This is a genomic window from Leisingera aquaemixtae (genome assembly GCF_006740765.1).
Taxonomy (GTDB): domain Bacteria; phylum Pseudomonadota; class Alphaproteobacteria; order Rhodobacterales; family Rhodobacteraceae; genus Leisingera; species Leisingera aquaemixtae.
In genome coordinates this window covers 1,751,457-1,778,293 of sequence record NZ_CP041159.1, presented here as the reverse complement: position 1 = coordinate 1,778,293, position 26,837 = coordinate 1,751,457, and the positions used below count along the sequence as shown (strand labels likewise).

Here is a 26,837-nt window from a genome sequence, read left to right as displayed (position 1 = left end):
GTGAATGACACAAGCCGGGCCCGGATAACGTTCGCGTGGGGCCTCTTTGGGGGTGCGATGCTTGAAATTACCCTGTTCGGCGCCTTGATCGCAGGTCTGCTGAGCTTTTTCACCCCCTGCATTTTGCCGATGGTGCCGTTTTACCTGTCCTACATGGGCGGTCTGTCGATGGCGGAGCTGCGCGGGGACGGGGCGATTCAGGCCGGGGCGCAGCGGCGGCTGCTGCTGTCGGCGGTCTGTTTTGCTTCCGGGGTCACCACGGTGTTCATGCTGATGGGCATGGGGGCGACTGCGCTGGGGCAGCTGTTCGGCCAGTATCTGGACGTTCTGTCCTATGGCGCGGCGGCGCTGCTGCTGCTGTTCGGGCTGCATTTCCTGGGCGTGGTGAAGATCCCGCTGCTGTACCGCGAGGCGCGGATGGAAAGCGGCGCGGAGCCGTCCACCGTGCTGGGCGCCTATCTGATGGGGCTGGCGTTCGGGTTCGGCTGGACGCCCTGCGTGGGGCCGGCGCTGGCGTCGATCCTGATGATTGCCTCCGGCATGGGCGACATCTGGCGCGGCGGGCTGCTGCTGCTGGTCTACGGGCTGGGCATGACCGCGCCCTTTGTGGTTGCAGCACTGTTTGCCAAGCCGTTCCTGGGCTGGGTTGCGCGGCACCGCAGCGCCTTTGCCTGGGTGGAGAAGGGCATGGGCGCAATGCTGGTGCTGTTTGCGGTATTGATCGCCACGGGCGGGGTGCGGCTGATTGCCGAGGCGATGATCCGCTGGGTGCCGGGGTTTGGTGCTATCGGGTAAGTGAGGTTTGGAGTTCAACATGCTGAGAAGTATTGCAAAAGTGTTAACGGCTGCGGTTCTTGCCGGTCCGCTGGCTGCGGCGGAGCTGGGGGACGACGGGCTGCATAAGACGTCCTGGATGCGGGACACCTTCAAGGATCTGCGCGAAGACCTGGAAGAGGCCAATGGCGAGGGCAAGCGGCTGGTGCTGTTCTTTGAACAGCGCGGCTGCATCTATTGCACCAAGATGCATGAGGAAGTCTTTCCCCGCCCGGAGGTCAGCCAGTATATCGAGGACAATTACTTTGTCGTGCAGCTGAACCTTCACGGCGACGTGGAGGTGACGGATTTCGATGGCGAAACGCTGCCGGAAAAGGACATGGCGCGCAAATGGCGGGTGCTGTTCACGCCGACGATTCTGTTCCTGCCGGAAGAGGTGGGCGAAGATGCCACCGCGCCTGAGGCGGCGGTGGCGGTGATGCCGGGCGCATTTGGTGCGGGCACCACGCTGGACATGTTTACATGGGTCAACGAAAAGCGGTATGCGCTTGATAATGAGGAAGATTTCCAGCGCTACCACGCGCGCCGCATTCAAGAGCGCAACAATGGGTCCACAGACTGACGTTTTGCGCACGATCTATAAAAATTCACAATAATGAATTTGTTGTTGCGTATCCGGGGCGCTGTGCCCTACGGTATGCAAAGCTAAGCAAGCCGCCCGGGAACAGCGGCAGCCAATGGGAGGAAACATGAAGCTTACATCTCTGACACTGGCGCTAAGCCTGGCCGGGACTGCGGCTTTGGCCGGGGAGGTTGCTCCGAAAGCGGTGCAGTTTGGCGAGTCGGGTGAGGTTGCCGCCTCGCTGACCGGCGTGGCCGGCGATGCGGCCAACGGGGCGATTGTTGCCGGCTCCAAGTCCAAGGGCAACTGCGTCGCCTGCCACCAGGTGAGCGCGCTGGCGGATGTGCCGTTTCATGGCGAGATCGGCCCGTCGCTGGATGGCGCCGGCGACCGCTGGACTGTGGAAGAGCTGCGCGGCCTGATTGCCAATGCCAAGATGACATTCGAAGGCACGATGATGCCGGCCTTTTACAAGGTCGAGGGCTTCATCCGACCGGGCGATGCCTACACCGGCGAGGCCGGGGCTGAGCCGCTGCCGCCGATCCTGACGGCGCAGGAGATCGAGGATGTGGTCGCGTTCCTCGCGACGCTGAAAGAAGAGTAAAGCGCGGGCGGGGCCGTTCAGCGCCCTGCACCGATGTGAAGTCAAAGGAGAGATATGATGGAGTTCTCACGCCGTGAGACCCTGGCGATGGGCCTGGGCGCTGCCATGGTTACCGTGCTGCCGTTCCGCGTGAGCGCGGCGGCGGATGACCGGATTGCCGCCTTTACCGGCGGTGCCGAATTGGCCGAAGGGGGCGTGACCCTGAACGCGCCGGAGATTGCCGAGAACGGCAACACCGTTCCGATTTCGGTCGAGGCGCCGGGCGCCACCGCAATTCTGGTGCTGGCCGCCGGCAACCCGGAACCGGGGGTGGCAACCTTCAACTTTGGCCCTGGCGCGGCGCAGCAGGCGGCCTCCACCCGGATCCGCCTGGCGGGCACCCAGGACGTGGTTGCGGTTGCCAAGCTGGCGGACGGCTCTTTTGCCAAGGCCAGCGCCACCGTCAAAGTGACCATCGGCGGCTGCGGCGGCTGAGGCCGCCCGCACCCTGAACGGAATTCTTAAGGAGAATTAAAGACATGGCATCCGGTGTTAAACCCCGCGTCAAGGTCCCGAAGTCCGCTGCCGCCGGTGAGGCGGTCACCATCAAGACGCTGATCAGCCACAAGATGGAAAGCGGCCAGCGCAAGGACAAGGAAGGCAACCTGATCCCGCGCTCGATCATCAACCGCTTCACCTGCGAGTTCAACGGCACCATGGTGCTGGACGTCGCGATGGAGCCCGCGATCTCCACCAACCCGTATTTCGAATTCGACGCGACCGTTCCGGAAGCGGGCGAGTTCGTCTTTACCTGGTATGACGACGACGGCTCCGTCTACGACACCAAGAAGCAAATCGCCATCGGCTGATCCGTTCCGGATCTTCAGGCACGCGTCCTGTCCGGTGTGAACCGGGCAGGGCAGGCACCCAAGGGAGGAAAAGGAATGAACAAAAAGGCAATCACAGCCATTGCCGCTGTGCTGGCGCTGCCGATGGCGGCGGGCGCAGGCCCCGATGACGACAAGCTGGTGGTCAACGAGGACATCGAGATGATCACCAAGGCCGCGGCGCCCGCCCATGTGGCGGATGTGCTGGACGAGGTGATGTCGGGCTGGCACTTCCGCTCGGACGAGACGCAAGCGCTGCAGATGGATGACTTCGAGAACCCGGCGATGGTGTTTGTCGATCAGGCGCAGGAAGCCTGGGACACTGCCGACGGGTCCGAGGGCAAATCCTGCGCGTCGTGCCACGGCGACGTCGCGGAAAGCATGGCAGGCGTACGCGCGGTGTACCCGAAGTGGAACGAAGAGGCTGGCGAGGTCCGCACCCTGAACATGCAGATCAACGATTGCCGCGAAAACCAGATGGGCGCGGAGAAGTGGAAATACTCCGGAGGCGACATGGCCGCGATGGAGGCGCTGATCTCTGTCCAGTCGCGCGGGCTGCCGGTGAACGTCGCCATCGACGGCCCGGTCCAGGCGACCTGGGAGCAGGGCAAGGAGCTGTACTACACGCGCACCGGTCAGCTGGAGCTGTCCTGCGCGAACTGCCATGAAGACAACTATGGCAACATGATCCGCGCCGACCACCTGAGCCAGGGCCAGATCAACGGCTTCCCGGTGTACCGCCTGAAGAACACCAAGCTGAACACCGCCCACGCGCGGTTCAAGGGCTGCGTGCGCGACACCCGCGCCGAGACCTACAAGCCGGGTTCCGCGGAGTTTGTCGCGCTGGAGCTCTATGTCGCCTCGCGCGGCAACGGCCTGTCGGTCGAAGCTCCCTCCGTCCGCAACTGATCTTTGCGCCCCGCGCCTGTTTCCAGGTGCGGGGCGTATCTCTTTTGAAACATTCATTCACGTGAATATATCGCGTGAACAAACAGGATACCGGTACTCATGATCTCGCGCCGCGATTTTCTGCAGGTTTCCATGGCTGCATCCGCCATGGTGGGGGCGTCAGGCTTTGGCAATTGGGCGCGGCTGGCTGCGCAGCAGTCGCTGACCCAGGACCAGCTGCTGGAGTTTGACACCTTTGGCAATATCAGCCTGATCCATGTGACCGATATTCACGGCCAGCTGAAGCCGATCTATTTCCGCGAACCCTCAGTCAATCTGGGGGTCGGAGAGAACAAGGGCCACGTGCCCCACATCACCGGCGCCGACTTCCGCAAGGTGTATGGGATCGCCGACGGCAGCCCTTCGGCCTATGCGCTGACCTACAATGACTTCTCTGCGCTCGCCAAGGCCTATGGCCGCGTCGGCGGGCTGGACCGGGTGTCGACCATCGTAAACGCGATCCGCGCCGACCGCCCCGATGCGCTGCTGCTTGACGGCGGCGACACCTGGCACGGCTCCTATACCTGCCATCACACCCAGGGCCAGGACATGGTCAACGTGATGAACGCGCTGAAGCCGGATGCGATGACCTTTCACTGGGAGTTCACGCTGGGCAGCGGCCGGGTGAACGAGATCGTCGAGAACCTGCCCTTTGCCGCGCTTGGCCAGAATATCTTTGACTCGGAATGGGACGAGCCGGCGGAGCTGTTCAAGCCTTACAAGTTCTTTGAGCGCGGCGGCGCCAATGTGGCGGTGATCGGCCAAGCCTTCCCCTACATGCCGATTGCCAATCCGGGCTGGATGTTCCCGGAGTATTCATTCGGCATCCGCGACGAGCATATGCAGGCCATGGTCGACGAGGTCCGCGCGGCAGGCGCCGATGTGGTGGTGGTGCTGAGCCACAACGGTTTTGACGTCGATAAGAAGATGGCTAGCAAGGTGCAGGGCATCGACGTTATCCTGTCGGGCCACACCCACGATGCGCTGCCGGAGCCGGTGCTGGCCGGCAAAACCCATATCATCGCGTCCGGGTCGAACGGGAAATTTGTTTCGCGCGTGGATCTGGATGTGCGCGACGGCCAGCTGATGGGGCTGCGGCACAAGCTGATCCCGGTGTTCTCGGATGTGATCGCGCCGGACCCGGCGGTGGCGCAGCTGATCGAGGCCGAGCGCGCGCCCTTCAAGGCGCAGCTGGAGGAGGTGATCGGCCAGACCGATACGCTGCTGTACCGCCGCGGCAACTTCAACGGCACCTGGGACGACCTGATCTGCGATGCGCTGCTGAGCGAGCGGGAAGCGGATATCGCCATGTCGCCCGGCGTGCGCTGGGGGCCGTCGCTGGTGCCGGGGGATGACATCACCCGCGAGGATATCTGGAACGTGACCTCGATGTCTTATGGCGAGGCCTACCGGAGCGAGATGACCGGTGAGTTCATCAAGGTGATCCTGGAGGATGTGGCCGACAACATCTTCAATCCCGATCCCTATTACCAGCAGGGCGGCGACATGGTGCGGATCGGCGGCATGGGCTACCGCATCGACATCACCAAGCCGCAGGGCGAGCGGATCAGCGAGATGACCCTGCTGAAGACGGGCGAGGCGATCGATCCGGCCAAGTCCTATGTGGTGGCCGGCTGGGCCAGCGTGAACGAGGGCACCGAAGGCCCGATGATCTGGGATGTGGTCGAGGATCACATCCGCAAGCTTGGCACCGTGACCCTGGACCCCAACAACTCTGTGCAGGTGGCGGGCGCGTAATCAGCGCCCGCCCCGGCAGGGGCAGATCACACCCGCCCGGGCGGCGGGCCCATCGAAAAATTTTGCGCAGTTGAATTCACGAACGTGAATTTATCTATGTAAGGAGGCAAAGAAAATGAGTGATGACGCCAAGAGCCTGGCACCTTCGCGCCGTCAGTTCCTGACCGGGGCGGCGGCGGCCGGTGCAGGGGCGGTGGCGGCCGGGGCTGCCAGGGCGGCCGCACCCGATCCGCTGATTACCGAAGTGCAGGACTGGGCCAGCGGCCTGGGCGAGGGGGTGGATGCCACGCCCTATGGCCTGCCGATCAAATACGAAAGCGATGTGGTGCGCCGCAATGTGGAGTGGCTGACGGCGGACACCATCAGCTCGATCAACTTCACGCCGATCCACGCGCTGGACGGCACCATCACGCCGCAGGGCTGCGCGTTTGAACGCCATCATTCAGGCGCGATTGAGCTGCGCAAGGAAGACTACAGGCTGATGATCAACGGCCTGGTCGGGACGCCGCTGGTGTTCACATACGAGGATTTGGAGCGCTTCCCGCGCGAGAACCGCGTCTATTTCTGCGAATGCGCGGCGAACTCCGGGATGGAGTGGGCCGGCGCGCAGCTGAACGGCGCGCAGTTCACCCACGGCATGATCCACAACATGGAATACTCCGGCGTGTCCCTGCGGACGCTGCTGGAGGAAGCCGGGGTCAAACCGGAGGGCAAGTGGGTCTATGTGGAAGGCGCGGATGCGTCCTCCAACGGCCGCTCGATCCCGCTGGAGAAGGCGATGGACGACGTGCTGGTCGCCTTCAAGGCCAACGGCGAGGCGCTGCGCAAGGAGCATGGCTATCCTGTGCGGCTGGTGGTGCCGGGCTGGGAAGGCAACATGTGGATCAAATGGCTGCGGCGGGTCGAGGTGATGGACCAGCCGGTCGAGAGCCGCGAGGAGACCTCTAAATACACCGACACGCTGGCCAACGGCATCAGCCGCAAGTGGACCTGGGAGATGGATGCCAAATCCGTCGTCACCAGCCCCAGCCCGCAGGCGCCCATCAAGCATGGTGCAGGGCCGCTGGTGATCACCGGTCTGGCCTGGTCGGGCCGCGGTGCGGTCACCGGTGTGGATGTGTCGCTGGACGGCGGCAAGAACTGGACCGAGGCGCGGCTGGCGGCTCCGGGAACGGACAAGGCGCTGACCCGGTTCTACCTGGATATCAACTGGGACGGCTCCGAGATGCTGCTGCAGAGCCGGGCCAAGGATTCTTCAGGCTATGTGCAGCCCACCAAGGCGCAGCTGCGCGAGGTGCGGGGCTTGAATTCGATCTATCACAACAACGCCATCCAGACCTGGTGGGTCAAGGCAAACGGGGAGGCGGAGAATGTCGAGGTTTCTTGAAGTGCTGATGAAACCCGCTGAGGGCAGCGCCCGACCCTGGGTGGGTGCGGGAGCGCCCTCCCGTGGGGAGGGCCGGGCGCTGCCCGGCCTGTCGGCCAGGCGGAACTTGGTTGCAGCTGCTGTTTTGTCCACGATGTTCGTGACGCCCGCTGCAGCGGAAAAATTCGGCCTCGGCCGTCCCGCGCTGCCGGAGGAAATCGCGGCATGGGACCTGGACGTGGCCCCCGACGGCACCGGCTTGCCCGCAGGCTCGGGCGATGTGTTCACCGGCGAGGAGGTCTTTGCCGAGAAATGCGCGGTCTGCCATGGCGATTTTGCCGAGGGCGTGGGCAACTGGCCCAAGCTGGCAGGCGGGCAGGGCACGCTGGACCATGAGGACCCGCTGAAGACGGTGGGCAGCTACTGGCCCTATCTGTCGACCACATGGGACTACGTGAACCGGTCGATGCCCTTTGGCAACGCGCAGTCGCTGACGCCGGATGAGGTGTACGCCATCGTGGCCTATATCCTCTATTCCAACGATCTGGTGGATGATGAGTTCGTGCTGTCGGACGAGACCTTCCTGGAGGTTGAACTGCCGAATGCGGACGGCTTTATCCTGGACGACCGTCAGGAGGCGGAGAAGCATTTCTGGAACCCGGAGCCTTGCATGGAGAACTGCAAGGACAGCGTCGAGATCACCAAGCGGGCCATGGTGCTGGATGTGACGCCGGAGGAGGAAGGTGCCGAGGCCGCTGCTGAGACCCCTGCCGAGGCGCCGGCCGGGGACGCTGAACCGGTGCAGGACGCCGCGGCGGAACAGCCCTCAGAGGAACCGGTGCAGACGGCTGCGGTTCTGGATCCGGAACTGGTGGCCCAGGGCGAGAAGACCTTTAAGAAGTGCAAGGCCTGCCACCAGGTGGGCGATGGCGCCAAGTCCAAAACCGGGCCGGTTCTGAACGGCATTGTCGGCGCCCCGGCCGGCCATGCGGAGGGGTTCCGGTATTCCAAGGCGATGGCAGCCGCGGCGGACGAGGGGCTGGTCTGGACCGAAGCTGAGCTGGCGGCCTTTCTGGCCAAGCCCAAGACCTACATGAAGGGCACCAAGATGTCCTTTGCCGGGCTGAAGAAGGACAGCGATATTGAGGCGGTCATCGCCTATCTGCAGTCCTATTCTCAGTAGGCGCAGCCCTGAAGGGTGGTGAAAGAGGGCGCTAGAGGCGCCCTTTTTTGCTTGGGAGCCGAACCTTCTATTGCCGCGGCGGGAAAACAAGGACGTTTGCGCCCTTGAAACGTTCCAGCCGGGCTTGCGGCTGCGGCTCCGGCGCGGGGCTGGTCAGCCCCGGCGGCAGATGGGCGCAGGTTTCGGGAATTGCCCTGCACAGGGAGACTTGGCGCCCGGTCAGAAGCTCCAGCCGGCTGGCCAGGCTGCTGGCCCGGTGAAGGCCTGCCTTGCGCGCTGCCGGGTAATCCAGAATGCTGCCAGTGGCATAGACCGGCCCTGGTTGAGCGGCAATGGCGGCTGCCATAGCGCGGGTCTCGTGCTGCCAGTCGCGGAAGCGGGTGAATTGCACAGCGGTCTGCACCAGGTAACTGAGTGCAACCAGCAGCACCGCATTGCGCGCCAGCCGCCCGGGCAGGCCGGGGCCGCGGCTGAGCTCTTGCGCGGCCCGCACGATCAGCACCGCGTAGATGATCCAGGTGAAGTGAAAGGCCCGCACCGGGATCGTCACGCCCAGCTTCAGCACCTGCAGCGTCATCAGCGCCATCCCGGCCCAAAGCGCGGTCCAGAGGTAGAGGGCCTCCAGCGGCTGGCGGCGCAGCAGCACGGCGGTGGCGGCAATCAGCAGGCACAGGTGAAACAGCAGAACCGGCGTGGACTGGAAGCTCAGCTTGCCGAGCAGGACCGAAAGCGTCTCCTGCAGCAGCGGCAGGTGCGACCACAATCCGGCAAGGTCCTGCGCCGGGTCCGGGCTGCGGGCCGGGTCCAGCGGGATGCCAAAGACGCCATGCACCTGCCAGTTCAACGCATAGACGGCCAAAACCGCGCCCGCGAAACTGGCCCCGAACAGGATCAGAAGCCGGGCCAAGTCCGGCAGCGAGCGCTGCCGCGTGCTGATCAGGCAGACCGCAAGCAGGATCAGCGGAAAGGTGGTGTAGGCCGTGAAGGCAAGCAGCGTGAAAAGCGGCAGCAGCAGGCGCAGGGCGGCCTGAGACAGCACCAGCGCCAGGCAGGCAAACAGCGCCAGCACCGCAAACCCGGGGATGAGCGTGCTGGACCAGGGCGCCATCAGAAACACCGGCGGGGCCGGCAGCAGGGTGAGGGCCAGAACCGCAGTAAACCATTTGCGGCTGCCGGGCGGGGTGGCCGCGGTTGCGATGGCGGCGGCGGTCACGCCCCAAAGGATCTGGAACAGAACGAAATTCAGCCAGGCCGGCGTTACCGCGCCGCGCAGGTGCCACAGGTAATTGAGCCAGCGGCCTTCGGTCAGGGTTTTCTGCCAGAACCTTTCGGGCTGGGCGAGAAGGGCGGGGTAATCGTCGTAGCGGACAATCGGATCCGCGATATTGCCAGCCGAAACGGCCAGCAGAACCGGAAGGGCCACGGCACAGGCCGCGAGGAAGGCAGGCAGGCTGCCAGCTGCCGCGCGGGTGGCTTGCGGCAGTTGAGGGTCCGGGGAACGGCGCATGGATTAATTCCGTTTGGTTTTAGAATGCCGCCCTGACCGCCAGCCGCCTTTGAATTCAGCGCGGCACAGGTGCAGGGGGGGGAAATGATTGTCTGAATTTGCCAGCCGCCAGGGCAGCAGCAGCACCGGCGCAGTGAAGCAGCTGGGCGGGCATTTTTCAAGGTCCGGTCCGCGCACCTGCCGGCCTCACCCGAGCGCTTAACTGGCGCGGCGGCCTTTGCGGGGCGTGCCGGGTTTCAGCTCCAGCCCTTGCGGAAGAAATGCGGGGAGGCGCCGAACTTGCGCTTGAACTGGCGCGAGAAATGGGTGGCGGAGTTGAAGCCCGAGGCGAGCGCGATTTCGGTGACGCTCATCGAGGTTTCGTTCATCAGCGCAAAGGCATGGCTGAGGCGCATGTCAAAATAGACGTGCATCGGGCTTTGGTTCAGATAGCGCGAGAACAGCCGCTCCAGCTGGCGGCGGGAGATGTCGAGCCGGTCGCACAGCTCGCCGATGGACAGCGGCTCCTCGATCGATTCCTGCATCAACTGCAGCGCATTCAGCAGCCGCTGGTTGCGGCTGCCGATGGCCACCGCGTAGTTCGATTTCTGCGGCGCCGCCTGGCCGCCGGAGCGCACGTGCAGGCACATGTCGGCGACGATGATTGCCAGCTGCTTGCCGTGGCGTTCCTCGATCAGGTGCAGCATCATGTCGGTTGCGGCGTTGCCGCCGCCGCAGGTCATCAGCGGCCCCGAGATCTCAAAGATATTGGGCGAGGGCGCGAGGCTCGGATAGCTTTCCAGGAACCCCGGCTGGTTCTCCCAGTGCAGGGTGAACTTGTGATTCTTGATCAGCCCGGCCTGGGCCAGCGCAAAGGCGCCGGTGCAAATGCCGCCGATGGCGCGGCCAAAGCGGCTTTCTCGGCGCAGCCAGTTCAGAGTGATCTCTGTGGCGGCGCTGTGCGGCTCGACCCCTGCGCAAACAAAGCCGAGTGAATCCGAGGGCAGCGGCTGCAGCGGGGTGTCCGGCGTCACCACCATGCCGTTGGAGCAGCGCACCGGCTGGCCGTCCTCTGTCATGATGTACCAGCGGTAGAGCCGGGTGCCGGTCACCTGGTTGGCAATGCGCAGGGGCTCGATGGCGGCGGCCACCGGCAGCATCGTCGCCTTGGGCAGCAGCAGGAAATAGAAATCCTGCGGCGCGCCCTCGAACGGGATGGCGAGATTGGCGGCGGCGCCTTTCTGAACGAAGCTGTCATCGGACATGGCGGGACCCCAGCGCGGCACCCGGGCAGCCGGGCGGAATTCGGACTTGATTTTGCTTCCTAAGGCGCTGACGCAGGCCACAGCCCTAGAATAGCGACAGCGTTCCTGCGGATTGCGACACCGCATGCAGGTTTGCGGCACCGTAAAATGCCCGCCGCCCCTTGCAGGTCAAAAGGGGCGATACTAAGACTCGGGTAACACACTGTCGGGTATGGTGCCGGACATAAACAACGCAGGCAGGTCGAAATGATTGATTCCAGAGAAACATACATGAACACCCTGGTCCCGATGGTGGTTGAGCAGACCAGCCGGGGCGAGCGGGCCTATGACATCTTTTCCCGCCTGCTGAAGGAACGGATCATCTTTGTGAACGGTCCGGTGCATGACGGGATGAGCTCGCTGATCGTGGCGCAGCTGCTGCACCTTGAAGCGGAAAACCCGTCCAAGGAAATTTCCATGTACATCAACTCGCCCGGCGGGGTGGTGACCTCCGGCCTGTCGATCTATGACACCATGCAGTACATCAAGCCCAAGGTGTCCACCCTGGTGATCGGCCAGGCGGCGTCGATGGGGTCATTGCTGCTGACGGCTGGGGAAAAAGGCATGCGCTTCTCGCTGCCCAACAGCCGCGTGATGGTGCACCAGCCCTCCGGCGGCTTCCAGGGGCAGGCGACCGATATCATGATCCACGCCGAAGAGACCCTGAAGCTGAAGAAGCGCCTGAACGAGATCTACGTCAAGCACACCGGCCAGGACTACGACACAGTCGTGAACGCGCTGGAGCGCGACAACTTCATGGCGCCGGAAGAGGCGAAGGAGTTCGGCCTGATCGACGAAATCGTTGAAAACAGAGCCAAAGGCGATGACGAGCAGGCCTGAGGCCTGCGCTTGTGACCAGCGGTGCGCCCTGCGATTAACTTGGGGCGCACTTTCACATTGTGGCGGCCTAAGCAGTGGCTTAAGCTGGCAGAAAGTTGACTTGCCCCGCAGCGCGGGCGCATCGGACCGGGCGGACTGAAAGGTAGACCATGGCGACGAATTCAGGCGGCGACAGCAAAAACACCCTCTATTGCAGCTTCTGCGGCAAGAGCCAGCATGAAGTGCGCAAGCTGATCGCCGGCCCCACCGTATTCATTTGCGATGAATGCGTCGAACTGTGCATGGACATCATCCGGGAAGAGACCAAGGCCTCCGGGCTGAAGGCGACCGACGGGGTGCCGACACCCAAGGACATCTGCCAGGTGCTGGATGACTATGTGATCGGTCAGGCCACCGCCAAGCGGGTGCTGTCGGTTGCGGTGCACAACCACTACAAGCGTCTGAACCACGCCCAGAAGGCTGGCTCGGACATCGAACTGGCAAAATCCAACATCCTGCTGATCGGCCCCACCGGCTGCGGCAAAACGCTGCTGGCGCAGACGCTGGCGCGGATTCTGGATGTGCCGTTCACCATGGCGGATGCCACCACGCTCACCGAGGCCGGTTACGTGGGCGAAGATGTCGAGAACATCATCCTGAAACTGCTGCAGTCGTCGGAATACAACGTCGAGCGCGCACAGCGCGGCATCGTCTATATCGACGAGGTCGACAAGATCACCCGCAAGTCGGAAAACCCCTCGATCACCCGCGACGTGTCGGGCGAGGGCGTGCAGCAGGCGCTGCTGAAGCTGATGGAAGGCACCGTGGCCTCGGTTCCGCCGCAGGGCGGGCGCAAGCATCCCCAGCAGGAATTCCTGCAGGTGGACACCACCAATATCCTGTTCATCTGCGGCGGCGCCTTTGCCGGCCTCGACAAGATCATCGCGGCGCGCGGGAAGGGCTCGGCGATGGGCTTTGGCGCTGATGTGCGCGACAACGATGAGCGCGGCGTCGGTGAAATCTTCCAGGATCTGGAGCCGGAAGACCTGCTGAAATTCGGCCTGATCCCGGAATTTGTCGGCCGTCTGCCGGTTCTGGCAACGCTGGAGGACCTGGACGAGGAGGCGCTGGTCACCATCCTGACCGAGCCGAAGAACGCCCTGGTCAAACAGTACCAGCGCCTGTTCGAGCTGGAAGACACCGAACTGGACTTCACCGAAGAAGCGCTGAAGGCGATTGCCCGCAAGGCGATCGAACGCAAGACCGGCGCCCGCGGCCTGCGCTCGATCATGGAGGACATCCTGCTGGATACCATGTTCGACCTGCCGGGCATGGACAGCGTGACCAAGGTGGTCGTGAACGAAGAGGCGGTGACCTCGGACGCGCAGCCGCTGATGATCCACGCGGATGCCGAGAAAGAACCCGCAACGGCCGGGTAAACGGAAATGACTTAAATCAGACGGCGCGGTTTTTTCCGCGCCGTTTGTCTTTTGGGGGCGGCTCGGCAGAGGGGGCGCTGCCCCCGCAGCGGCAGGCCGCTGCTCCCCTGGGATATTTTCAGCCAGAAGAAGGTGAAAGGCGATGATCAAACGGATTTCCTCCGGCGGTGAGTTCGAGGCCAAGATCGGCTATTGCCGCGCCGTGGTTGCGGGCGGGTTCGTGCATGTGGCCGGAACGGTTGGCCAGGGCGACGATGTGGTGGCGCAGTGCCGGTCGGCGCTGGACACCATCGGCGCGGCGCTGGAGAAGGCGGGGGCAAGCTTCGCCGATGCGGTGCGGGTCAACTACTACCTGCCGGATGCAGCGGAGTTTGAGCCTTGCTGGCCGGTTCTGGCCGAAACCTTTGGCGCCAGCCCGCCGGCGGCGACGATGATCGAATGCAATTTGATTGATCCGAAGTACCGCATCGAGATCGAGGTAACCGCGCTGGCACCGGCGGACAGCTGAGCCGGCGGATGCCCCGCACGCACGCGGGGCTGAGGCAAAACTGTCCGTTCCCGCCGGCAGGCCCCAAGCGACGGCGCAAGCCACTGGACCTTGGCGGGAAATTGGGCCATATCAAGATCGGAAAACTCCGGAGGCATCCATGGGAATCCTGAACACTCTTCTGCGCGCTGTGACCTGGTGGAACGGTTCCACCCTGAACACCCGGATCTTCACCGCCCGCAAGGGCATCAAGGTGGGTGAGGATGATCAGGGCAATGTCTTTTACCGCAATGCCGATGACAGCAAGCGCTGGGTGATGTTCAACGGCGAAGTGGAAGCCTCCCGCGTCAGCCCGGACTGGCACGGCTGGCTGCACCGGACCTTTGACGAGGTGCCGAGCGAGAAGCCGCTGAAGCATAAGCCCTGGGAAAAGCCGCACCAGGAAAACCTGACCGGCACCATGATGGCCTATGCGCCTGCGGGCTCGATCCGCGCCGGCGGCGAGCCCAAGGAGCGCCGCGACTATGAGGCCTGGGTGCCCGAATAAACATCTGCCAGAAGGCTGGTTTCATGTCACAAAATCCTACTGAAGTTTTGGCCGGTGGCGTCGTGCTGGCCGCCGCGGTCGCGTTTGCCGTCTATGCCGGGCAGGCTGCGGGCCTGTCGCGGGCCGGCGCTACCTATGATCTGAGCGCGTCTTTCCGGTCCCTTGAGGGCGTCAGCGTCGGCACCGATGTGCGGCTTGCGGGCGTCAAGATCGGCACCGTGACCGGTGTTGACCTGAACCCGGAAACCTTCCGCGCCGACACCCGGTTTTCGGTAAAGCAAGGGATCGATATCCCCGATGACAGCGCGGTGGTGATTTCTTCCGAGGGGCTGCTGGGCGGCAATTTCGTGGAAATCATGCCGGGCGGCTCTGCCTTCGCTTTCGAGCCGGGGGATGAGATCGAGGATACCCAAGGCGCGGTCAGCCTGATTTCGCTGCTGGTGAAATTCGTGGCAGGCGGCGGGGAAGACTCGTGAAGCGGCTGGCCGCTGCCCTGGCCGCAGGCCTGCTGGCCCTGCCTGCCTGGGGGCAGGAGCAGGTGGCGCAGAGCGGTGCGGCACAGGGCACTGCGGCGGTGCTGCGGGCGCTGGACAAAGTCAACGGCCACAGCATGGATGCCGAGATCGCGGTCGGCGGCAGTGGGGAGATGTTCGGGCTGCTGGTCACCGTGTCGGACTGCCGCTATCCGGCGGAGAACCCGACCGGGGATGCCTACGCCTTTCTCACCGTGCGCAATCCCGCTGACAATGCGGTGCAGTTCGAGGGCTGGATGATCGCGTCCAGCCCGGCGCTGAACCCGCTGGACCACAGCCGTTATGATGTCTGGGTCATCCGCTGCAGCAGCAGCTGAGGCGCGGGCACGGCGGGGCGGTTGAAATCGGCCTCATTTGACAAGGCGTCGCGCAGCAGCGCCCGGTAGCGGGCGCGGCTGACCTCAATGCCGCCGAGGGAAGCCAGGTGCGGGGTCAGAAACTGGGTGTCGCACAAGATGAAGCCAGCCTGCACCAGCCGGTCAACCAGATAGGCCAGCGCCACCTTGGAGGCGTCGCGGCGGCGGGAGAACATGCTTTCGCCGAAAAATGCGCCGCCCAGTGACACCCCATAAGTGCCTCCGGCCAGAATGCCCTGATGCCAGACCTCCAGCGAATGGGCGTTGCCCATCGCGTGCAGTTCCAAGTAGCGGTCGCGGATTTCGGCGCTGATCCAGGTTTCCGCCCGGTCGGCGCAGCCCTCCACCACGCCGGCAAAGTCGCGGTTCACGGTGATCTCAAAGCCGCCGTTGCGGATGCGCTTGGCCAGGGAGCGGGAGATACGGAAGCCGTCCAGCGGCAGGATCCCGCGCCGTTTGGGGTCGACCCAGAACACTTCCGGGTCGTCGCGGTGTTCGGCCATCGGGAAAACACCGGCGGAATAGGCGTGCAGCAGGAGATCGGCAGTCAGGCTCATGGTGCCGCCAGTATAAAGGGCAAAGGCAGGGAAAAGTAAAACGGGGCGCAGCCGGATGGCGCGCCCCGCGGGTTTTAGGCCGGTGTGTTTTTTTCCAGCCAGCGTTCCAGCCAGTGGATGCCGTATTCGCCGGTGTGGATGTCCTGCTCCTCCAGCAGCGCATGGAACAGCGGCACGGTGGTGTCGATGCCGTCGATGATCAGCTCGCCCAGGGCGCGGTGCAGGCGGGCAAGCGCCTCGGTCCGGTCGCGGCCGTGCACGATCAGCTTGCCGATCAGCGAGTCATAGTAGGGCGGGATCGAGTAGCCGTCATAGAGCGCTGAATCCATCCGCACACCCAGGCCGCCGGGGGCGTGGAACGCGGTGATCTTGCCCGGGCAGGGCGAGAAGTTCGGCAGCTTTTCGGCGTTGATCCGGACCTCGATGGCGTGGCCGTTGATCTCCAGATCGTCCTGCGTGAACGACATCGGCAGGCCTTCGGCCACCCGGATCTGTTCGCGCACAAGGTCGACGCCAAAGATGGCTTCGGTCACCGGATGCTCCACCTGCAAGCGGGTGTTCATCTCGATGAAGTAGAACTCGCCGTCTTCATAGAGAAATTCCACGGTGCCGGCGCCGGAATAGCCCATCTTGCCGATCGCGTCGGCACAGATCTTGCCGATGCGGGCACGCTCTTCCGGGGTGATGCAGGGGCCGGGGGCCTCCTCGAACACCTTCTGGTGGCGGCGCTGCAGCGAGCAGTCGCGCTCAGCCAGGTGAATGCCGGTGCCCTTGCCGTCGCCAAAGACCTGCACTTCGATGTGACGCGGCTTCTGGAGGTATTTCTCCATGTAAACTTCGTCATTGCCGAAGGCGGCCTTGGCCTCGGACCGGGCGGTGGAGAAGGCCGAGACCAGTTCTTTCTCGTCCTTGGCCACCTTCATGCCGCGGCCGCCGCCGCCGGCGGTCGCCTTGATGATCACCGGGTAGCCCATGTCCTTCGCCGCCTTTTTGGCAGCGGCAATGTCGGGCACGCCGCCTTCGGAGCCCGGAACAACCGGAATGCCGAGGTTTTTGGCGGTTTCCTTGGCGGTGATCTTGTCACCCATGATGCGGATGTGTTCGGCCGAGGGGCCAATGAAGGTCAGCCCGTGGTCCTCGATGATCTGCACGAAATTGGCGTTTTCCGACAGGAAGCCGTAGCCCGGGTGAATCGCCTGGGCGCCGGTGATCTCGCAAGCGGAAATGATGGCCGGAATCGACAGGTAGCTTTGGGCGCCGGAGGGCGGCCCGATGCAGACCGATTCATCGGCCATGCGCACGTGCATCGCGTCGGAGTCGGCGGTGGAGTGCACCGCAACCGATTTGATGCCCATTTCCCGGCAGGCACGGATCACGCGCAGGGCGATCTCGCCGCGGTTGGCAATCAGGATCTTGTCAAACATGGCAGATCCTTATTCGATGATGACCAGGGGCGATCCGAATTCAACGGCGGCGCCGTCTTCGACCAGGATGCGCTTCACGGTGCCGGATTTCGGCGCCGGAATGTGGTTCATGGTCTTCATGGCTTCGACGATCAGCAGGGTGTCGCCTTCGCTGACCTGTGCGCCCACGGAAATGAAAGACGGCGAGCCCGGCTCGGGCTGCAGGTACACGGTGCCGACCATCGGCGAGGTCACGGCACCGGGGTGGCTGGCCGGATCGTCGTTTGCGGCTGCGGGGGCGGCAGCGGCAGGTGCGGCGGCGGCTGCAGCCGCCGCCGGGGCGGCAGGCACCTGAACCTGCATCGGCGCCGCGGCCATCGCGGTCTGGCGGGAGACGCGCACGTTCAGGCTGTCGTCATCGCCGTATTCCCGTTTGACCTGCAGCTCGGTCAGATCGTTTTCGCGCAGCAGCTCCGCCAGCGCCTTGATGAATGCCACATCCGCTTCGTGAGATTTGTTTGTCATATTGTCCTCAAGCCGGTTCCGACATGCCCGCCCGGGCCCGGAAGGCCCGGCAGGCAGGAAATTAGCGCGCTTATAGGGCAAGGATTACCGCAAGGAAAGCGCTGTCGATGCTTGCTGTAACATGGAGATGAATTGATAAATTTGCAATTGCCTGCCGCATTCAGACTCCAGTTGCCGGGTCACAGCGGCATTCCCGTCAGCTTGGCCACCAGTTCCGGCAGTTTGCGGGCGCCGAACTTTTGCAGCAGATGCGCCCGGTGGCTTTCGACCGTGCGGTAGGACAGGTCCAGCTGCTTGCCGATCTCCTTGGCCGACAGCCCCTTGCAGGTGAGGATCGCCACTTCGCGCTCGCGCGGGGTGAGGGAGACCACAGGGCGGTCGTCGGAAATGTCCGCAAAGGACCAGATGCCGGTCTGAAACGGCGCCTCAGGCGTCACCGACCGGCCGCGCACCCGGCACCAGAACAATCCGCCCGCCCGGCGGCGCATGATGCGTTCGTCGCTGTAGCTGCCGCGCTGCGCCTCTGGCTGCTGCAGAAGGGCGCCGATGCGGTTGAAATCCTCCTGGCTGGGGTACAGTTCGGCCACCAGCATGCCGGTATAGTCACCAGGCGCGCCGCCAAAGGTCGCCGCGAATTGCAGGTTGCACCGCGTGATGACGCGGCGTTCCAGGACGGCGAGGCCCACGGGGGCATGGTCAAAGGCAAGATCGTTCATATGGTACTTTTACCCCGGTATTTTTGCGGAATTGAAGGGGGCAGCCGCTGCGTGCCACGTTGCGCGCTGCGGGGCAAGCGGGAGAGGGCAAACGAATGAACATAGCGGTGTGGCTGCAGCGGACAGCGGCGGCAGAGGGCGCGCGGCCTGCATTGTATCTGGGGCGGGATCCGGTGGCGGATTACGCCGGGTTTCATGCGCGGGCGGCCTCGGTGGCGGGCTGGCTGCTGGCGCAGGGGATTTCACCGGGCGACCGGGTTGGCATCTTCATGAACAACTGCCCGGATTACCTGATCGCGCTTTATGCTATCTGGTATGCCGGCGCGGCGGCAGTTCCCATCAATGCCAAGCTGCACGGCAAGGAGGCGGAGTACATCCTGCAAAATTCCGGCACCGGCCTGCTGTTCACCTCGCCTGGGCTGACAGAGGCGGTTGCAGACACCGGGGCCGCGGTGCGCTGCGTGGATATCACCGGTGCGGATTATGCGGCGGCGCTTCAGGCGGAGCCGGTAGCGGGGCCTGCCTGCCGCGCGCCCGGGGATCTGGCGTGGCTGTTTTACACCTCCGGCACCACCGGGCGGCCCAAGGGGGTGATGATCACCCACCGGATGCTGATGACCATGGCCATCGCCTATTTCGCCGACGTGGATCAGGTGAGCGCCGCCGACCACGCGCTCTATGCCGCGCCGATGAGCCATGGCGCGGGCATCTACGCGATTCAGCACGTGCTGGCGGGCGCGCGCCACGTCTGCCCGGCCTCCGGCGGTTTCGATGAGGCAGAGATCTTCGGCCTTGCCGCGCATTTCGGGCGGGTCCACATGTTTGCCGCGCCGACCATGGTCACAAGAATGACGGCTGAGGCCAAGCGGCTGGGCTTCAAGGGGGACGGGCTGCGCACGGTCGTCTATGCAGGCGGGCCGATGTATGCCGCCGATATCATCGAGGCGGTTGAGCATTTCGGCCCGGTCTTCGTGCAGGTTTACGGTCAGGGCGAATGCCCGATGGCGATCACCGCGCTGCCGCGCCGCGACGTGCAGGACCGCGCGCATCCGCGCTGGCGCGAGCGGCTGGCCAGCGTCGGCAGGGCGCAAAGCGTGGTGGAGGTGCGGATCGGCACGCCGGAAGGCGTGTTTTTGCCCGCAGGCCAGCACGGCGAGATCATGGTGCGCGGCGATGCGGTGATGCCGGGCTATTGGGACAATCCCGAAGCGACGTCCAAGACCTTGCTCAACGGCTGGCTGATGACCGGCGACATGGGGGTGCTGGACGCGGACGGCTATCTGACGCTGCAGGACCGCTCCAAGGATATGATCATCACCGGCGGCTCCAATGTTTACCCGCGCGAGGTGGAGGAGGTGCTGCTGCTGCATCCGCAGGTGCGCGAGGTGTCGGTGGTGGGCCGCCCGCATGCGGATTGGGGCGAGGAGGTGGTGGCCTTTGTCGTGGGGGATGCGCCGGATGCGGAACTGGACGATCTGTGCAACAGCCGGATTGCCCGGTTCAAACGGCCGAAGGCCTATTTGCGCATCGATGCGCTGCCCAAGAACAACTACGGCAAGGTGCTGAAGACCGAGCTGCGGAAGATGGTCTGATGGCGCCAGCTCAGGCCGGGCGGGCGGCGGAGCCTTCGCTGCGGTCGGGCTGGCGCTGTCCCATCATCGTGTCGATCAGGAGGCTCATCAGTTCAGCCCGGCTGGCGGTGCCGGATTTACGGTAGATCGCATTCAGCTGCGCCTTGACGGTGCCTTCGGCACTGCCGCGCATGGCGGCGATTTCGGCCGTGCTGAGGCCCTTGACCAGAAAGGTTGCCACATCCAGTTCGGCAGGTGTCAGACCCCAGGCGGCAAACTCCGTGTTGATCACGTCCTGCACCGCGGCCTGGGCGGCGCTCAGGCTTTCCTCCAGATGCGCCTTGCGGCGCAGCAGCCACATCAGAATGCGGGTTTCAATAACGATGGCCGCAGTCAGCGCCAGCGCGGCAAGCCCTTCGATATAGGTGTGGCCGCGTTCCCCGGCTTCCGCCTCTCCGGCCTCCAAACCGCTGAGGTCCGCAATCACATCTCCGAGAAACACCGCCGCGCAAATGGCTTGCACGGCGATGACGGCGATCAGGACCCAAGGCTGGGCAGGGCCGTTCGGGGCGTGGCGCATCAGGGGCTCTCTCTGCTGGTTTCCGTGCCCTCCTTGTAGCCAGTGACCATCGCGCGCGCCAGATTGACTTTGGTCCGGCGGCTTTCAAACAGCACCGCCGCCACATGCAGCACAATGGAAATCTCCGCCCAGGAGACCAGCGCCTCATGCAGCGCTTCCGGCCATTCGATGCCCCAGAACATGTTTGTGGTCATCAGATAGCCGGTAAGGGCGATGCCGGTGATCGTCAGCAGCAGATTGTAGATCATCAGCGCGCCCAGTGGAGAGTGGCCGGGATGCCGCCGGATCCGGCCTGTGGCGATATCGCTCAGCTGCCCGGCCGCGGCGCCTGCATCGGGCGGAAAGCTGGAAAACCGCGCGTGGCGGCTGCCGATAAGGCCCCAGATCACCCGGATGCCGATGAGCGCGGCAACGGCATAGCCGATGTATTCATGAAGATTGCCCTCCGGATCGGTGACCAGCGCGTTGGCGGCAAAGCCCGCCGCCAGCGACCAGTGGAACAGCCGGACTACAGGGTCCCAGACGTATGTGCGGTGCATGTCAGCCCTCCTACCGTGGCCGGGCGCCGTATGGCGCCCGGCAGATGATGCCCTGAGCCGGTCAGTCGTCTTCCTTGACCTTCACCACCTCAAGCTTGCCGTTCAGGTAGACCTCGTACTTCTTGCCGTCCTTCACGGCGTAGGCCTCAAACTGGCCGTCTTCGGCTTCGATCTTGCGCACCTCGTAGCCCTGGCCTGTCAGCAGATCGCGGATCTTGGCCTGGGTGTCGGCGCTGGGGGCGCTGTCAGAGGCAAAGGCCGCTGCCGCAGGCAGGGTGAGAACAAGGGCGAGGAGTTTCAGTGAATGGCGCATCGGGTGTCCTTTCGGTGTCCTGGCCGGCGCCGCACCGGAATGGCGCGGTCCGTGTCAGAGACGTCGGGGCGGGAGCAGCAAAGGGAAATAGGCGCCAGGTTGGAACGGCGCAGAAACCGGGGCTGTATAACCCGGGTTTATTGCGGCAAAGACTGATGTTTGCAGGGCAGGCGCGGCGGTTGCCGGAAAAGAGGCCAGCCCTTGAACAGAGCCGGCCTCAGTCTGCCACTGCCGGCACGCGGGCGGCCGGCAAGACGGAGATGAATTTTGCAGCGCGCCTCAGATCGCCAGGTATTCGGCGCGCAGCTCCTCGTTTTCCAGAACCTCGGCGGCGGTGCCATCAAAGACAATGCCGCCCGTATCGAGGATCACTGCACGGTCTGCCAGTTCCAGGGCGCGGACTGCGTTCTGCTCGACAATGATGGTTGTCATGCCCTGTTCCTTGATGTGGATGAGGGTCTTTTCAATCTCGTCCACGATCACCGGGGCGAGGCCTTCGTAAGGTTCGTCCAGCAGAAGCACCTTGATGTCGCGGGCCAGCGCGCGGGCAATCGCCAGCATCTGCTGCTCGCCGCCGGAAAGGGTCACGCCCTCCTGCTTGCGGCGTTCGCCAAGGCGCGGGAACAGGTCATAAAGGCGCTCCAGAGACCAGCCGACGGGCGGGGCAATCTGTGCCAGCTGCAGGTTTTCCTCCACCGTCAGGCCGGGGATGATGCGGCGGTCTTCGGGCACCAGGCCCAGACCCACGGCAGCGGCCTCATAAGATTCCATCTTGTGCAGCGGCTTGTGGTCCAGCCAGATCTCGCCTCGTGTGACCAAAGGCGAGCCGGTACGCGCGATCGAGCGCAAAGTGGAGGTTTTGCCGGCACCATTGCGGCCCAGCAGTGCCAGAATCTCGCCCTCGTGGACGTTAAAGCTGATGCCCTGCACGATGTAGCTCTCGCCGTAATAGGCATGGACGTCCCAGACCGACAGAAAGGCCGGCGCGGTGGTGGCCATATTGGCGTTCTTGGAGAAATCGGGTTTCACGTTCATGGTGTTTCTCCTTTACGCGCTCTCGCCCAGGTACGCTTCGCGCACCTTTGGGTTGCCGCGGATGTTTTGCGGATCGTCCTCGACCAGCGGGGTGCCCTGGGCCAGCACGGTGATCCGGTTGGCGAGGCTGAAAACCACATGCATATCGTGTTCGATGATGGCGATGGTGATGTCGCGCTCGTCCGAGATCTGTTTCAGCAGGTCGATGGTGTTGTTGGTATCGGCGCGGGCCATGCCGGCGGTGGGCTCATCCAGCAGCAGCAGGCGCGGCTCTTGGCTCAGGCACATGCCGATCTCCAGCCGCCGCTTGTCGCCGCGGGACATGGCGGCGGCGTGCATGTGCCGCTTGTCCGACATGTTCATCTCTTCCAGCATGTGCTCTGCCTTTTGCAGAATGTCCTTCTGCCGCAAAACCGACGACAAGGCGTTCAGCTCGAACGCGCCGTCCCGTTTGGCAAAACAGGGGATCATCATGTTTTCCAGCACCGTCAGGTCGCCGAAGATTTCCGGCGTCTGGAACACGCGGCTGATGCCCATCTGGTTGATCTCATAGGGCGCGCGGCCCAGCACCGACTGGCCGTCGAACATGACGGACCCGGTGTCGGGGATCAGCTTGCCCACTAGGCAGTTCAGCAGGGTGGACTTGCCTGCACCGTTCGGCCCGATAATCGCGTGGACCGAGTTTTCCTTCACGCTGAGGTTCACGTTGGACAGCGCTTGCAGGCCGCCGAACCGTTTCCCCACGTCTTTGACTTCAAGGATACCCATGGCTCTGTCTCCTTATTCCGCGGGGTTGGTTTCGCCGGCAGCCTTGCTGCCATCCTTGGCCTTGCGGCCGCTGAGCCAGCCCTTGATCCGCTGGCCGCCTTCGACCAGGCCGCCGGGCAGGAAGATCACCACCAGCATGAACAGGATGCCCAGCGTCAGGTGCCAGCCCTTGCCGATGAAGGGGTGGATCAGGAACACCACCGCGTCCTCCATCCCGTCGGGCAGGAAGCTGAACCAGCTGTGCAGCACGTTGTCGTTGATCTTGGAGAAGATGTTCTCGAAGTACTTGATGAAGCCCGCGCCCAGAACCGGGCCGATCAGCGTGCCGGCACCGCCGAGGATGGTCATCAGAACCACCTCGCCGGAGGCGGTCCACTGCATCCGCTCGGCGCCCGCCAGCGGGTCCATCGAGGCCATCAGCCCGCCTGCCAGGCCCGCGTACATGCCGGAGATCACAAAGGCCGCCAGGGTGTAGGGCCGGGTGTTGAGGCCGGTGTAGTTCATCCGCTGCTGGTTCGACTTCACCGCCCGCAGCATCATGCCGAAGGGCGAGCGGAAGATGCGGATCGCCAGGTAGAAGGCGGCCAGCAGGATCAGCGCGCAGAGGTAATAGCCCGCGTTGAACTGGAACGCCCAGGGGCCGACGGCGAGTTCGAAAGTGGAGCGCATCTCCAGCCCGAACAGGTTGGTCACGGGGATCGAGCCGTCCGCGGTGGCGGAGACGCCCAGGATGCGGGGGTCTTCCAGCGTCAGCTGCAGCCCGGTCTCGCCGTTGGTGACCGGCGTCAGCACCGAATAGGCGAGGTTGAATGACATCTGCGCAAAGGCGAGCGTCAGGATCGAGAAGTAGATGCCGGAGCGGCGCAGGCTGATAAAGCCGATGAGCAGCGCAAACAGGCCCGCGACGATCACCGACAGCACAATCGCCGGGATCACGTTCATGCCGATGAGCTTGAACATCCAGACCGCGGAGTAGGAGCCGACCCCCAGAAAGGCCGCGTGGCCGAAGGACAGGTAGCCGGTGAGGCCAAACAGGATGTTGAAGCCGATGGCGAAGATCCCGAAGATCACGAAGCGCTGCATCAGGTCCGGATAGCCCGCATTGAACTGCGCCATGGCGCTGCCGGACGGGAAGGGGTTCAGGATGAAGGGGGCAAACAGCGTCAGGATGGCGACGATGATCAGCAGGGAAGTGTCTCTTTTGTCCAGTCCGAACATGTCTTAGTCCTCCATCACGCCTTTGCGGCCCATCAGGCCCCGCGGGCGGGTCAGCAGAATGATGATTGCGACCACATAGATGATGATCTGGTCGATGCCGGGGATCAGCGATTTGATCTCGTTCATCGAGGCAAAGCTTTCCAGAACACCCAGCAAGAAGCCCGCCAGCACCGCGCCGGGCAGGGAGCCCATGCCGCCGACAACCACCACCACGAAGCTGAGGACCAGGAAGTCCATGCCCATGTGGTAGTTGGGGGAGTTGATCGGCGTGTACATAACGCCCGCAAGGCCCGCGACGGCGGCGGCGATACCGAACATGATGGTGAAGCGGCGGTCGATGTTGATGCCCAGCAGGCCCACGGTCTCGCGGTCGGCCATGCCGGCCCGCACCACCATGCCGAAGGTGGTGAACTGCAGGAAACTGAAGATGCCGCCGATGATCAGCACCGCAAAGAAGAAATAGACCACGCGCCAGACCGGATAGATGATGTCCATGCCGATCACGGCGCCAAGGTTCACCACGCCGTTCAGCGCGTCCGGCGCCGGGGTCTGGATCGGATTGGCGCCGTAGAAGTACTTGACCACTTCCTGCAGCACGATGGCGAGGCCGAAGGTCACCAGGATCTGGTCCGCGTGGGGGCGTTTGTAGAAATGCTTGATCAGCCCGCGCTCCATCACATAGCCGACGCCGATCATGATCGGGATCGCAAAGAGGATCGCCAGCGGCACTGCCCAGTCGATGAGGGCGCCGCCGAACTCGGGGCCGAACCAGGCCTCCACATAGGGGGTTTTCACCTTGAGCGGGTTGCCGAGGAAGTCGGTCTGTGTCTCGTCGACCACCTCATAGCTGAGGTTCAGAATGCGTTGCAGGGTCACGGCGCAGAAGGCGCCGATCATGAACAGGGCCCCATGGGCAAAGTTCACCACGCCCAGCGTGCCGAAGATAAGTGTCAATCCCAGCGCGATCAGCGCATAGGCCGAGCCCTTGTCGAGCCCGTTCAGGATTTGCAGGAGAATGGCGTCCATGGGTCCCACCGTGCGTGAGGTTCGGAATGGCCCGTCCGGCGGGGGAGCGGACGGGCCGGTTGGGGCAGCCGGAGTCCGGTGCGGACTCCGGCCCGGAACTTTAAATAATTCCGGCGCCCTGTGGCTGGCTTATGCGCCCGGGTTGCAGGCGCCCAGGTTGCCGCCAGCGAACATCGGGTGATCGGGGGCGTATTCCACCTGTGCCCGCGGGGTGACCTCGACCACTTCCAGCAGGTCGAACTCCGAGGTCGGGTTCTCCTTGCCGCGCACCACCAGGACGTCCTTGAAGCACTGATGGTCTTCGGCGCGGTAGAGGGTCGGGCCGTTGCCCATGCCATCGAACTCGAACCCTTCCAGCGCTTCGACAACGGCGCAGGGGTTGAAGCTGCCGGCCCGTTCCACGGCATCCGCATAGAGCAGGGTCTGCACATAGCAGGTGTGCGCGGCCTGGCTCGGCGGGAAGCCGTATTTGGTGCCGAAGGATTTCACGAAGGCCTTGGAGCCTTCATCCTGCAGCGTCCAGTGCCAGTTGGTGGAGCCGTGGATGCCCTTCACGTTCTCGCCAGCACCCTTGGCCATCAGGCGGGAGTAGAGCGGCACGACGATTTCGAAGTTCTTGCCGTTCACCACCTTGTCGCGCAGGCCGAACTGCACCGCGTTGGTCAGCGAGTTCACCATGTTGCCGCCGTAGTGGTTCAGCACAAGAACGTCAGCGCCCGAGTTCAGAACCGGCGCGATGTAGGAGGAGAAATCGGTGGCCGCCAGCGGGGTGCGGACCTTGTTCACGGTCTGCCAGCCCAGGGCTTCGGTGGCGGCGGCGATCGACTCTTCCTGGGTCCAGCCCCAGGTGTAGTCGGCGGTCAGGTGATAGGCGGTGCGGTCGGTGCCATAGAGGTTCTTGAGCACCGGTGCCAGCGCCGCGCCCGACATGTAGCCGTTGAAGAAGTGGCGGAAGCCGTTGGCCTTCTTGTCCTTGCCGGTGGTGTCGTTGGAGTGGGTGAGACCGGCCATGAAGATCACGCCTGCCTCCTGGCAGAGACCCTGCACCGCGATGGCCACGCCGGAGGAGGAGCCGCCGGTGATCATCACCGCGCCGTCTTTTTCGATCATCGACTTGGCAGAGGCGCGGGCGGCGTCGGATTTGGTCTGGGTGTCGCCGGTGACGTATTCGACCTTCTTGCCCAGGATGCCGTTGCCCTGCAGCGCCTTGGAGCTGAAGGTGTTCATCATGCCGCCGTCGCCGCCGCCGTTCAGATGCTCGACCGCCAGCTCATAGGCGCGCAGCTCGTCGGCGCCTTCGTCGGCGTAGGGTCCGGTCTGCGGCACGTTGAAGCCCAGGGTGACGGTGCTGCCGGTCGGCTCATTGGTGAAGGCCGCGGCGGATGAGGCGGTGAAGATGGTCGGCAGCGCCACGCCAGCGCCTGCCATTGCGCCGGTCTTCAAGACACCACGGCGCGAAACGTCAAATTTAGACATGTATTCCTCCCTAATATG

30 protein-coding genes are annotated in these 26,837 nt (G+C 63.9%); 16 read left to right on the top strand and 14 right to left on the bottom strand.

All coding sequences use genetic code 11. The features are described 5' to 3' along the window. Positions 1-57: 57 nt before the first annotated feature. From R2C4_RS10330 to R2C4_RS10290, 9 genes are all read left to right on the top strand, one after another. On the top strand, positions 58-795 hold the full coding sequence (locus tag R2C4_RS10330) for a cytochrome c biogenesis CcdA family protein (RefSeq protein WP_141890563.1): 738 nt from the start codon (positions 58-60) through the stop codon (positions 793-795). A gap of 19 nt (positions 796-814) precedes the next feature. After that, positions 815-1,396 (top strand): thioredoxin family protein, encoded by a 582-nt coding sequence (locus R2C4_RS10325; RefSeq protein ID WP_141890562.1) that lies wholly within the window; start codon positions 815-817, stop codon positions 1,394-1,396. Positions 1,397-1,523: 127 nt separating this feature from the next. Continuing rightward, positions 1,524-2,000: a sulfur oxidation c-type cytochrome SoxX gene (gene soxX, locus R2C4_RS10320; RefSeq protein WP_058287211.1), complete on the top strand. Its 477-nt coding sequence runs from the start codon at positions 1,524-1,526 to the stop codon at positions 1,998-2,000. A 57-nt stretch (positions 2,001-2,057) separates the two neighbouring features. After that, entirely contained in the window at positions 2,058-2,474 is a 417-nt protein-coding gene (gene soxY / locus R2C4_RS10315; RefSeq protein ID WP_141890561.1) for a thiosulfate oxidation carrier protein SoxY, read from the top strand. 44 nt (positions 2,475-2,518) lie between these two features. Then, entirely contained in the window at positions 2,519-2,848 is a 330-nt protein-coding gene (gene soxZ, locus R2C4_RS10310) for a thiosulfate oxidation carrier complex protein SoxZ (protein ID WP_058287209.1), read from the top strand. 75 nt (positions 2,849-2,923) lie between these two features. Further along, positions 2,924-3,775: a sulfur oxidation c-type cytochrome SoxA gene (gene soxA, locus R2C4_RS10305; RefSeq protein ID WP_141890560.1), complete on the top strand. Its 852-nt coding sequence runs from the start codon at positions 2,924-2,926 to the stop codon at positions 3,773-3,775. Positions 3,776-3,874: 99 nt separating this feature from the next. Continuing rightward, entirely contained in the window at positions 3,875-5,572 is a 1,698-nt protein-coding gene (gene soxB / locus R2C4_RS10300) for a thiosulfohydrolase SoxB (protein WP_141890559.1), read from the top strand. Positions 5,573-5,687: 115 nt separating this feature from the next. Beyond that, positions 5,688-6,959 carry a sulfite dehydrogenase gene (gene soxC, locus R2C4_RS10295; RefSeq protein ID WP_141890558.1) on the top strand — a complete coding sequence of 424 codons (1,272 nt, stop codon included), beginning with the start codon at positions 5,688-5,690 and terminating at the stop codon, positions 6,957-6,959. Positions 6,960-7,092: 133 nt separating this feature from the next. After that, complete coding sequence (locus tag R2C4_RS10290) at positions 7,093-8,121, top strand: c-type cytochrome (RefSeq protein WP_141892081.1); 1,029 nt, start codon at positions 7,093-7,095, stop codon at positions 8,119-8,121. Between the two features lie 67 nt (positions 8,122-8,188). Here the strand turns inward: R2C4_RS10290 and R2C4_RS10285 are convergent, their stop codons facing one another. Together R2C4_RS10285 and R2C4_RS10280 are read right to left on the bottom strand one after the other, a co-directional pair. Next, a complete protein-coding gene (locus R2C4_RS10285; RefSeq protein ID WP_141890557.1) occupies positions 8,189-9,628 on the bottom strand; it encodes a hypothetical protein in 1,440 nt (479 codons plus the stop codon). 236 nt (positions 9,629-9,864) lie between these two features. Beyond that, a complete protein-coding gene (locus R2C4_RS10280) occupies positions 9,865-10,872 on the bottom strand; it encodes a GlxA family transcriptional regulator (protein ID WP_141890556.1) in 1,008 nt (335 codons plus the stop codon). Between the two features lie 246 nt (positions 10,873-11,118). On the opposite strand from R2C4_RS10280, the gene R2C4_RS10275 reads away from it, so the two are divergent. The 6 genes from R2C4_RS10275 to R2C4_RS10250 all read left to right on the top strand — a co-directional run bounded on the left by R2C4_RS10275 (position 11,119) and on the right by R2C4_RS10250 (position 15,053). Next, positions 11,119-11,751, top strand: coding sequence for an ATP-dependent Clp protease proteolytic subunit (locus tag R2C4_RS10275; protein ID WP_141890555.1), 633 nt, complete (start codon positions 11,119-11,121; stop codon positions 11,749-11,751). 149 nt (positions 11,752-11,900) lie between these two features. After that, positions 11,901-13,169, top strand: coding sequence for an ATP-dependent Clp protease ATP-binding subunit ClpX (gene clpX / locus R2C4_RS10270; RefSeq protein WP_058287203.1), 1,269 nt, complete (start codon positions 11,901-11,903; stop codon positions 13,167-13,169). 142 nt (positions 13,170-13,311) lie between these two features. Continuing rightward, complete coding sequence (locus R2C4_RS10265) at positions 13,312-13,677, top strand: RidA family protein (RefSeq protein WP_058287202.1); 366 nt, start codon at positions 13,312-13,314, stop codon at positions 13,675-13,677. A gap of 139 nt (positions 13,678-13,816) precedes the next feature. Further along, positions 13,817-14,203, top strand: a complete 387-nt coding sequence (locus tag R2C4_RS10260) for an NADH:ubiquinone oxidoreductase subunit NDUFA12 (RefSeq protein WP_058287201.1) — start codon at positions 13,817-13,819, stop codon at positions 14,201-14,203. 23 nt (positions 14,204-14,226) lie between these two features. Continuing rightward, entirely contained in the window at positions 14,227-14,679 is a 453-nt protein-coding gene (gene mlaD, locus R2C4_RS10255) for an outer membrane lipid asymmetry maintenance protein MlaD (protein WP_058287200.1), read from the top strand. Continuing rightward, positions 14,676-15,053 (top strand): DUF2155 domain-containing protein, encoded by a 378-nt coding sequence (locus R2C4_RS10250; protein ID WP_058287199.1) that lies wholly within the window; start codon positions 14,676-14,678, stop codon positions 15,051-15,053. Before mlaD ends, R2C4_RS10250 begins: the two co-directional genes overlap by 4 nt. Here the strand turns inward: R2C4_RS10250 and aat are convergent. The 4 genes from aat to R2C4_RS10230 all read right to left on the bottom strand — a co-directional run bounded on the left by aat (position 15,017) and on the right by R2C4_RS10230 (position 18,293). Next, positions 15,017-15,649, bottom strand: coding sequence for a leucyl/phenylalanyl-tRNA--protein transferase (aat, locus tag R2C4_RS10245; RefSeq protein ID WP_141890554.1), 633 nt, complete (start codon positions 15,647-15,649; stop codon positions 15,017-15,019). The two genes, R2C4_RS10250 and aat, sit on opposite strands and share 37 nt — an antisense overlap. A gap of 74 nt (positions 15,650-15,723) precedes the next feature. Then, positions 15,724-17,073, bottom strand: a complete 1,350-nt coding sequence (gene accC, locus R2C4_RS10240; RefSeq protein WP_141890553.1) for an acetyl-CoA carboxylase biotin carboxylase subunit — start codon at positions 17,071-17,073, stop codon at positions 15,724-15,726. Between the two features lie 9 nt (positions 17,074-17,082). Then, complete coding sequence (gene accB / locus R2C4_RS10235) at positions 17,083-17,577, bottom strand: acetyl-CoA carboxylase biotin carboxyl carrier protein (protein ID WP_141890552.1); 495 nt, start codon at positions 17,575-17,577, stop codon at positions 17,083-17,085. A 179-nt stretch (positions 17,578-17,756) separates the two neighbouring features. Further along, the gene (locus R2C4_RS10230) at positions 17,757-18,293 is read right to left on the bottom strand and encodes a PAS and helix-turn-helix domain-containing protein (protein WP_058287195.1); all 537 of its coding nucleotides are present in this window, start codon (positions 18,291-18,293) and stop codon (positions 17,757-17,759) included. Between the two features lie 95 nt (positions 18,294-18,388). On the opposite strand from R2C4_RS10230, the gene R2C4_RS10225 reads away from it, so the two are divergent. Further along, positions 18,389-19,885, top strand: coding sequence for a class I adenylate-forming enzyme family protein (locus R2C4_RS10225; protein WP_141890551.1), 1,497 nt, complete (start codon positions 18,389-18,391; stop codon positions 19,883-19,885). 10 nt (positions 19,886-19,895) lie between these two features. Here R2C4_RS10225 and R2C4_RS10220 read toward each other — a convergent pair whose 3' ends face one another. The 8 genes from R2C4_RS10220 to R2C4_RS10185 form a co-directional block, all read right to left on the bottom strand. Then, positions 19,896-20,444 (bottom strand): helix-turn-helix transcriptional regulator, encoded by a 549-nt coding sequence (locus tag R2C4_RS10220; RefSeq protein ID WP_141890550.1) that lies wholly within the window; start codon positions 20,442-20,444, stop codon positions 19,896-19,898. After that, positions 20,444-20,983 (bottom strand): cytochrome b/b6 domain-containing protein, encoded by a 540-nt coding sequence (locus tag R2C4_RS10215; RefSeq protein WP_141890549.1) that lies wholly within the window; start codon positions 20,981-20,983, stop codon positions 20,444-20,446. Before R2C4_RS10215 ends, R2C4_RS10220 begins: the two co-directional genes overlap by 1 nt. Before the next feature lie 61 nt (positions 20,984-21,044). Further along, a complete protein-coding gene (locus R2C4_RS10210) occupies positions 21,045-21,296 on the bottom strand; it encodes a PepSY domain-containing protein (RefSeq protein WP_141890548.1) in 252 nt (83 codons plus the stop codon). 279 nt (positions 21,297-21,575) lie between these two features. Further along, entirely contained in the window at positions 21,576-22,331 is a 756-nt protein-coding gene (locus R2C4_RS10205) for an ABC transporter ATP-binding protein (protein WP_141890547.1), read from the bottom strand. 12 nt (positions 22,332-22,343) lie between these two features. Beyond that, positions 22,344-23,099 carry an ABC transporter ATP-binding protein gene (locus R2C4_RS10200; RefSeq protein WP_141890546.1) on the bottom strand — a complete coding sequence of 252 codons (756 nt, stop codon included), beginning with the start codon at positions 23,097-23,099 and terminating at the stop codon, positions 22,344-22,346. 12 nt (positions 23,100-23,111) lie between these two features. Continuing rightward, on the bottom strand, positions 23,112-24,317 hold the full coding sequence (locus R2C4_RS10195) for a branched-chain amino acid ABC transporter permease (protein WP_141890545.1): 1,206 nt from the start codon (positions 24,315-24,317) through the stop codon (positions 23,112-23,114). A 3-nt stretch (positions 24,318-24,320) separates the two neighbouring features. After that, positions 24,321-25,343, bottom strand: coding sequence for a branched-chain amino acid ABC transporter permease (locus tag R2C4_RS10190; protein WP_141890544.1), 1,023 nt, complete (start codon positions 25,341-25,343; stop codon positions 24,321-24,323). 129 nt (positions 25,344-25,472) lie between these two features. Further along, positions 25,473-26,819, bottom strand: coding sequence for a substrate-binding protein (locus tag R2C4_RS10185; RefSeq protein ID WP_141890543.1), 1,347 nt, complete (start codon positions 26,817-26,819; stop codon positions 25,473-25,475). Positions 26,820-26,837 lie beyond the last annotated feature (18 nt).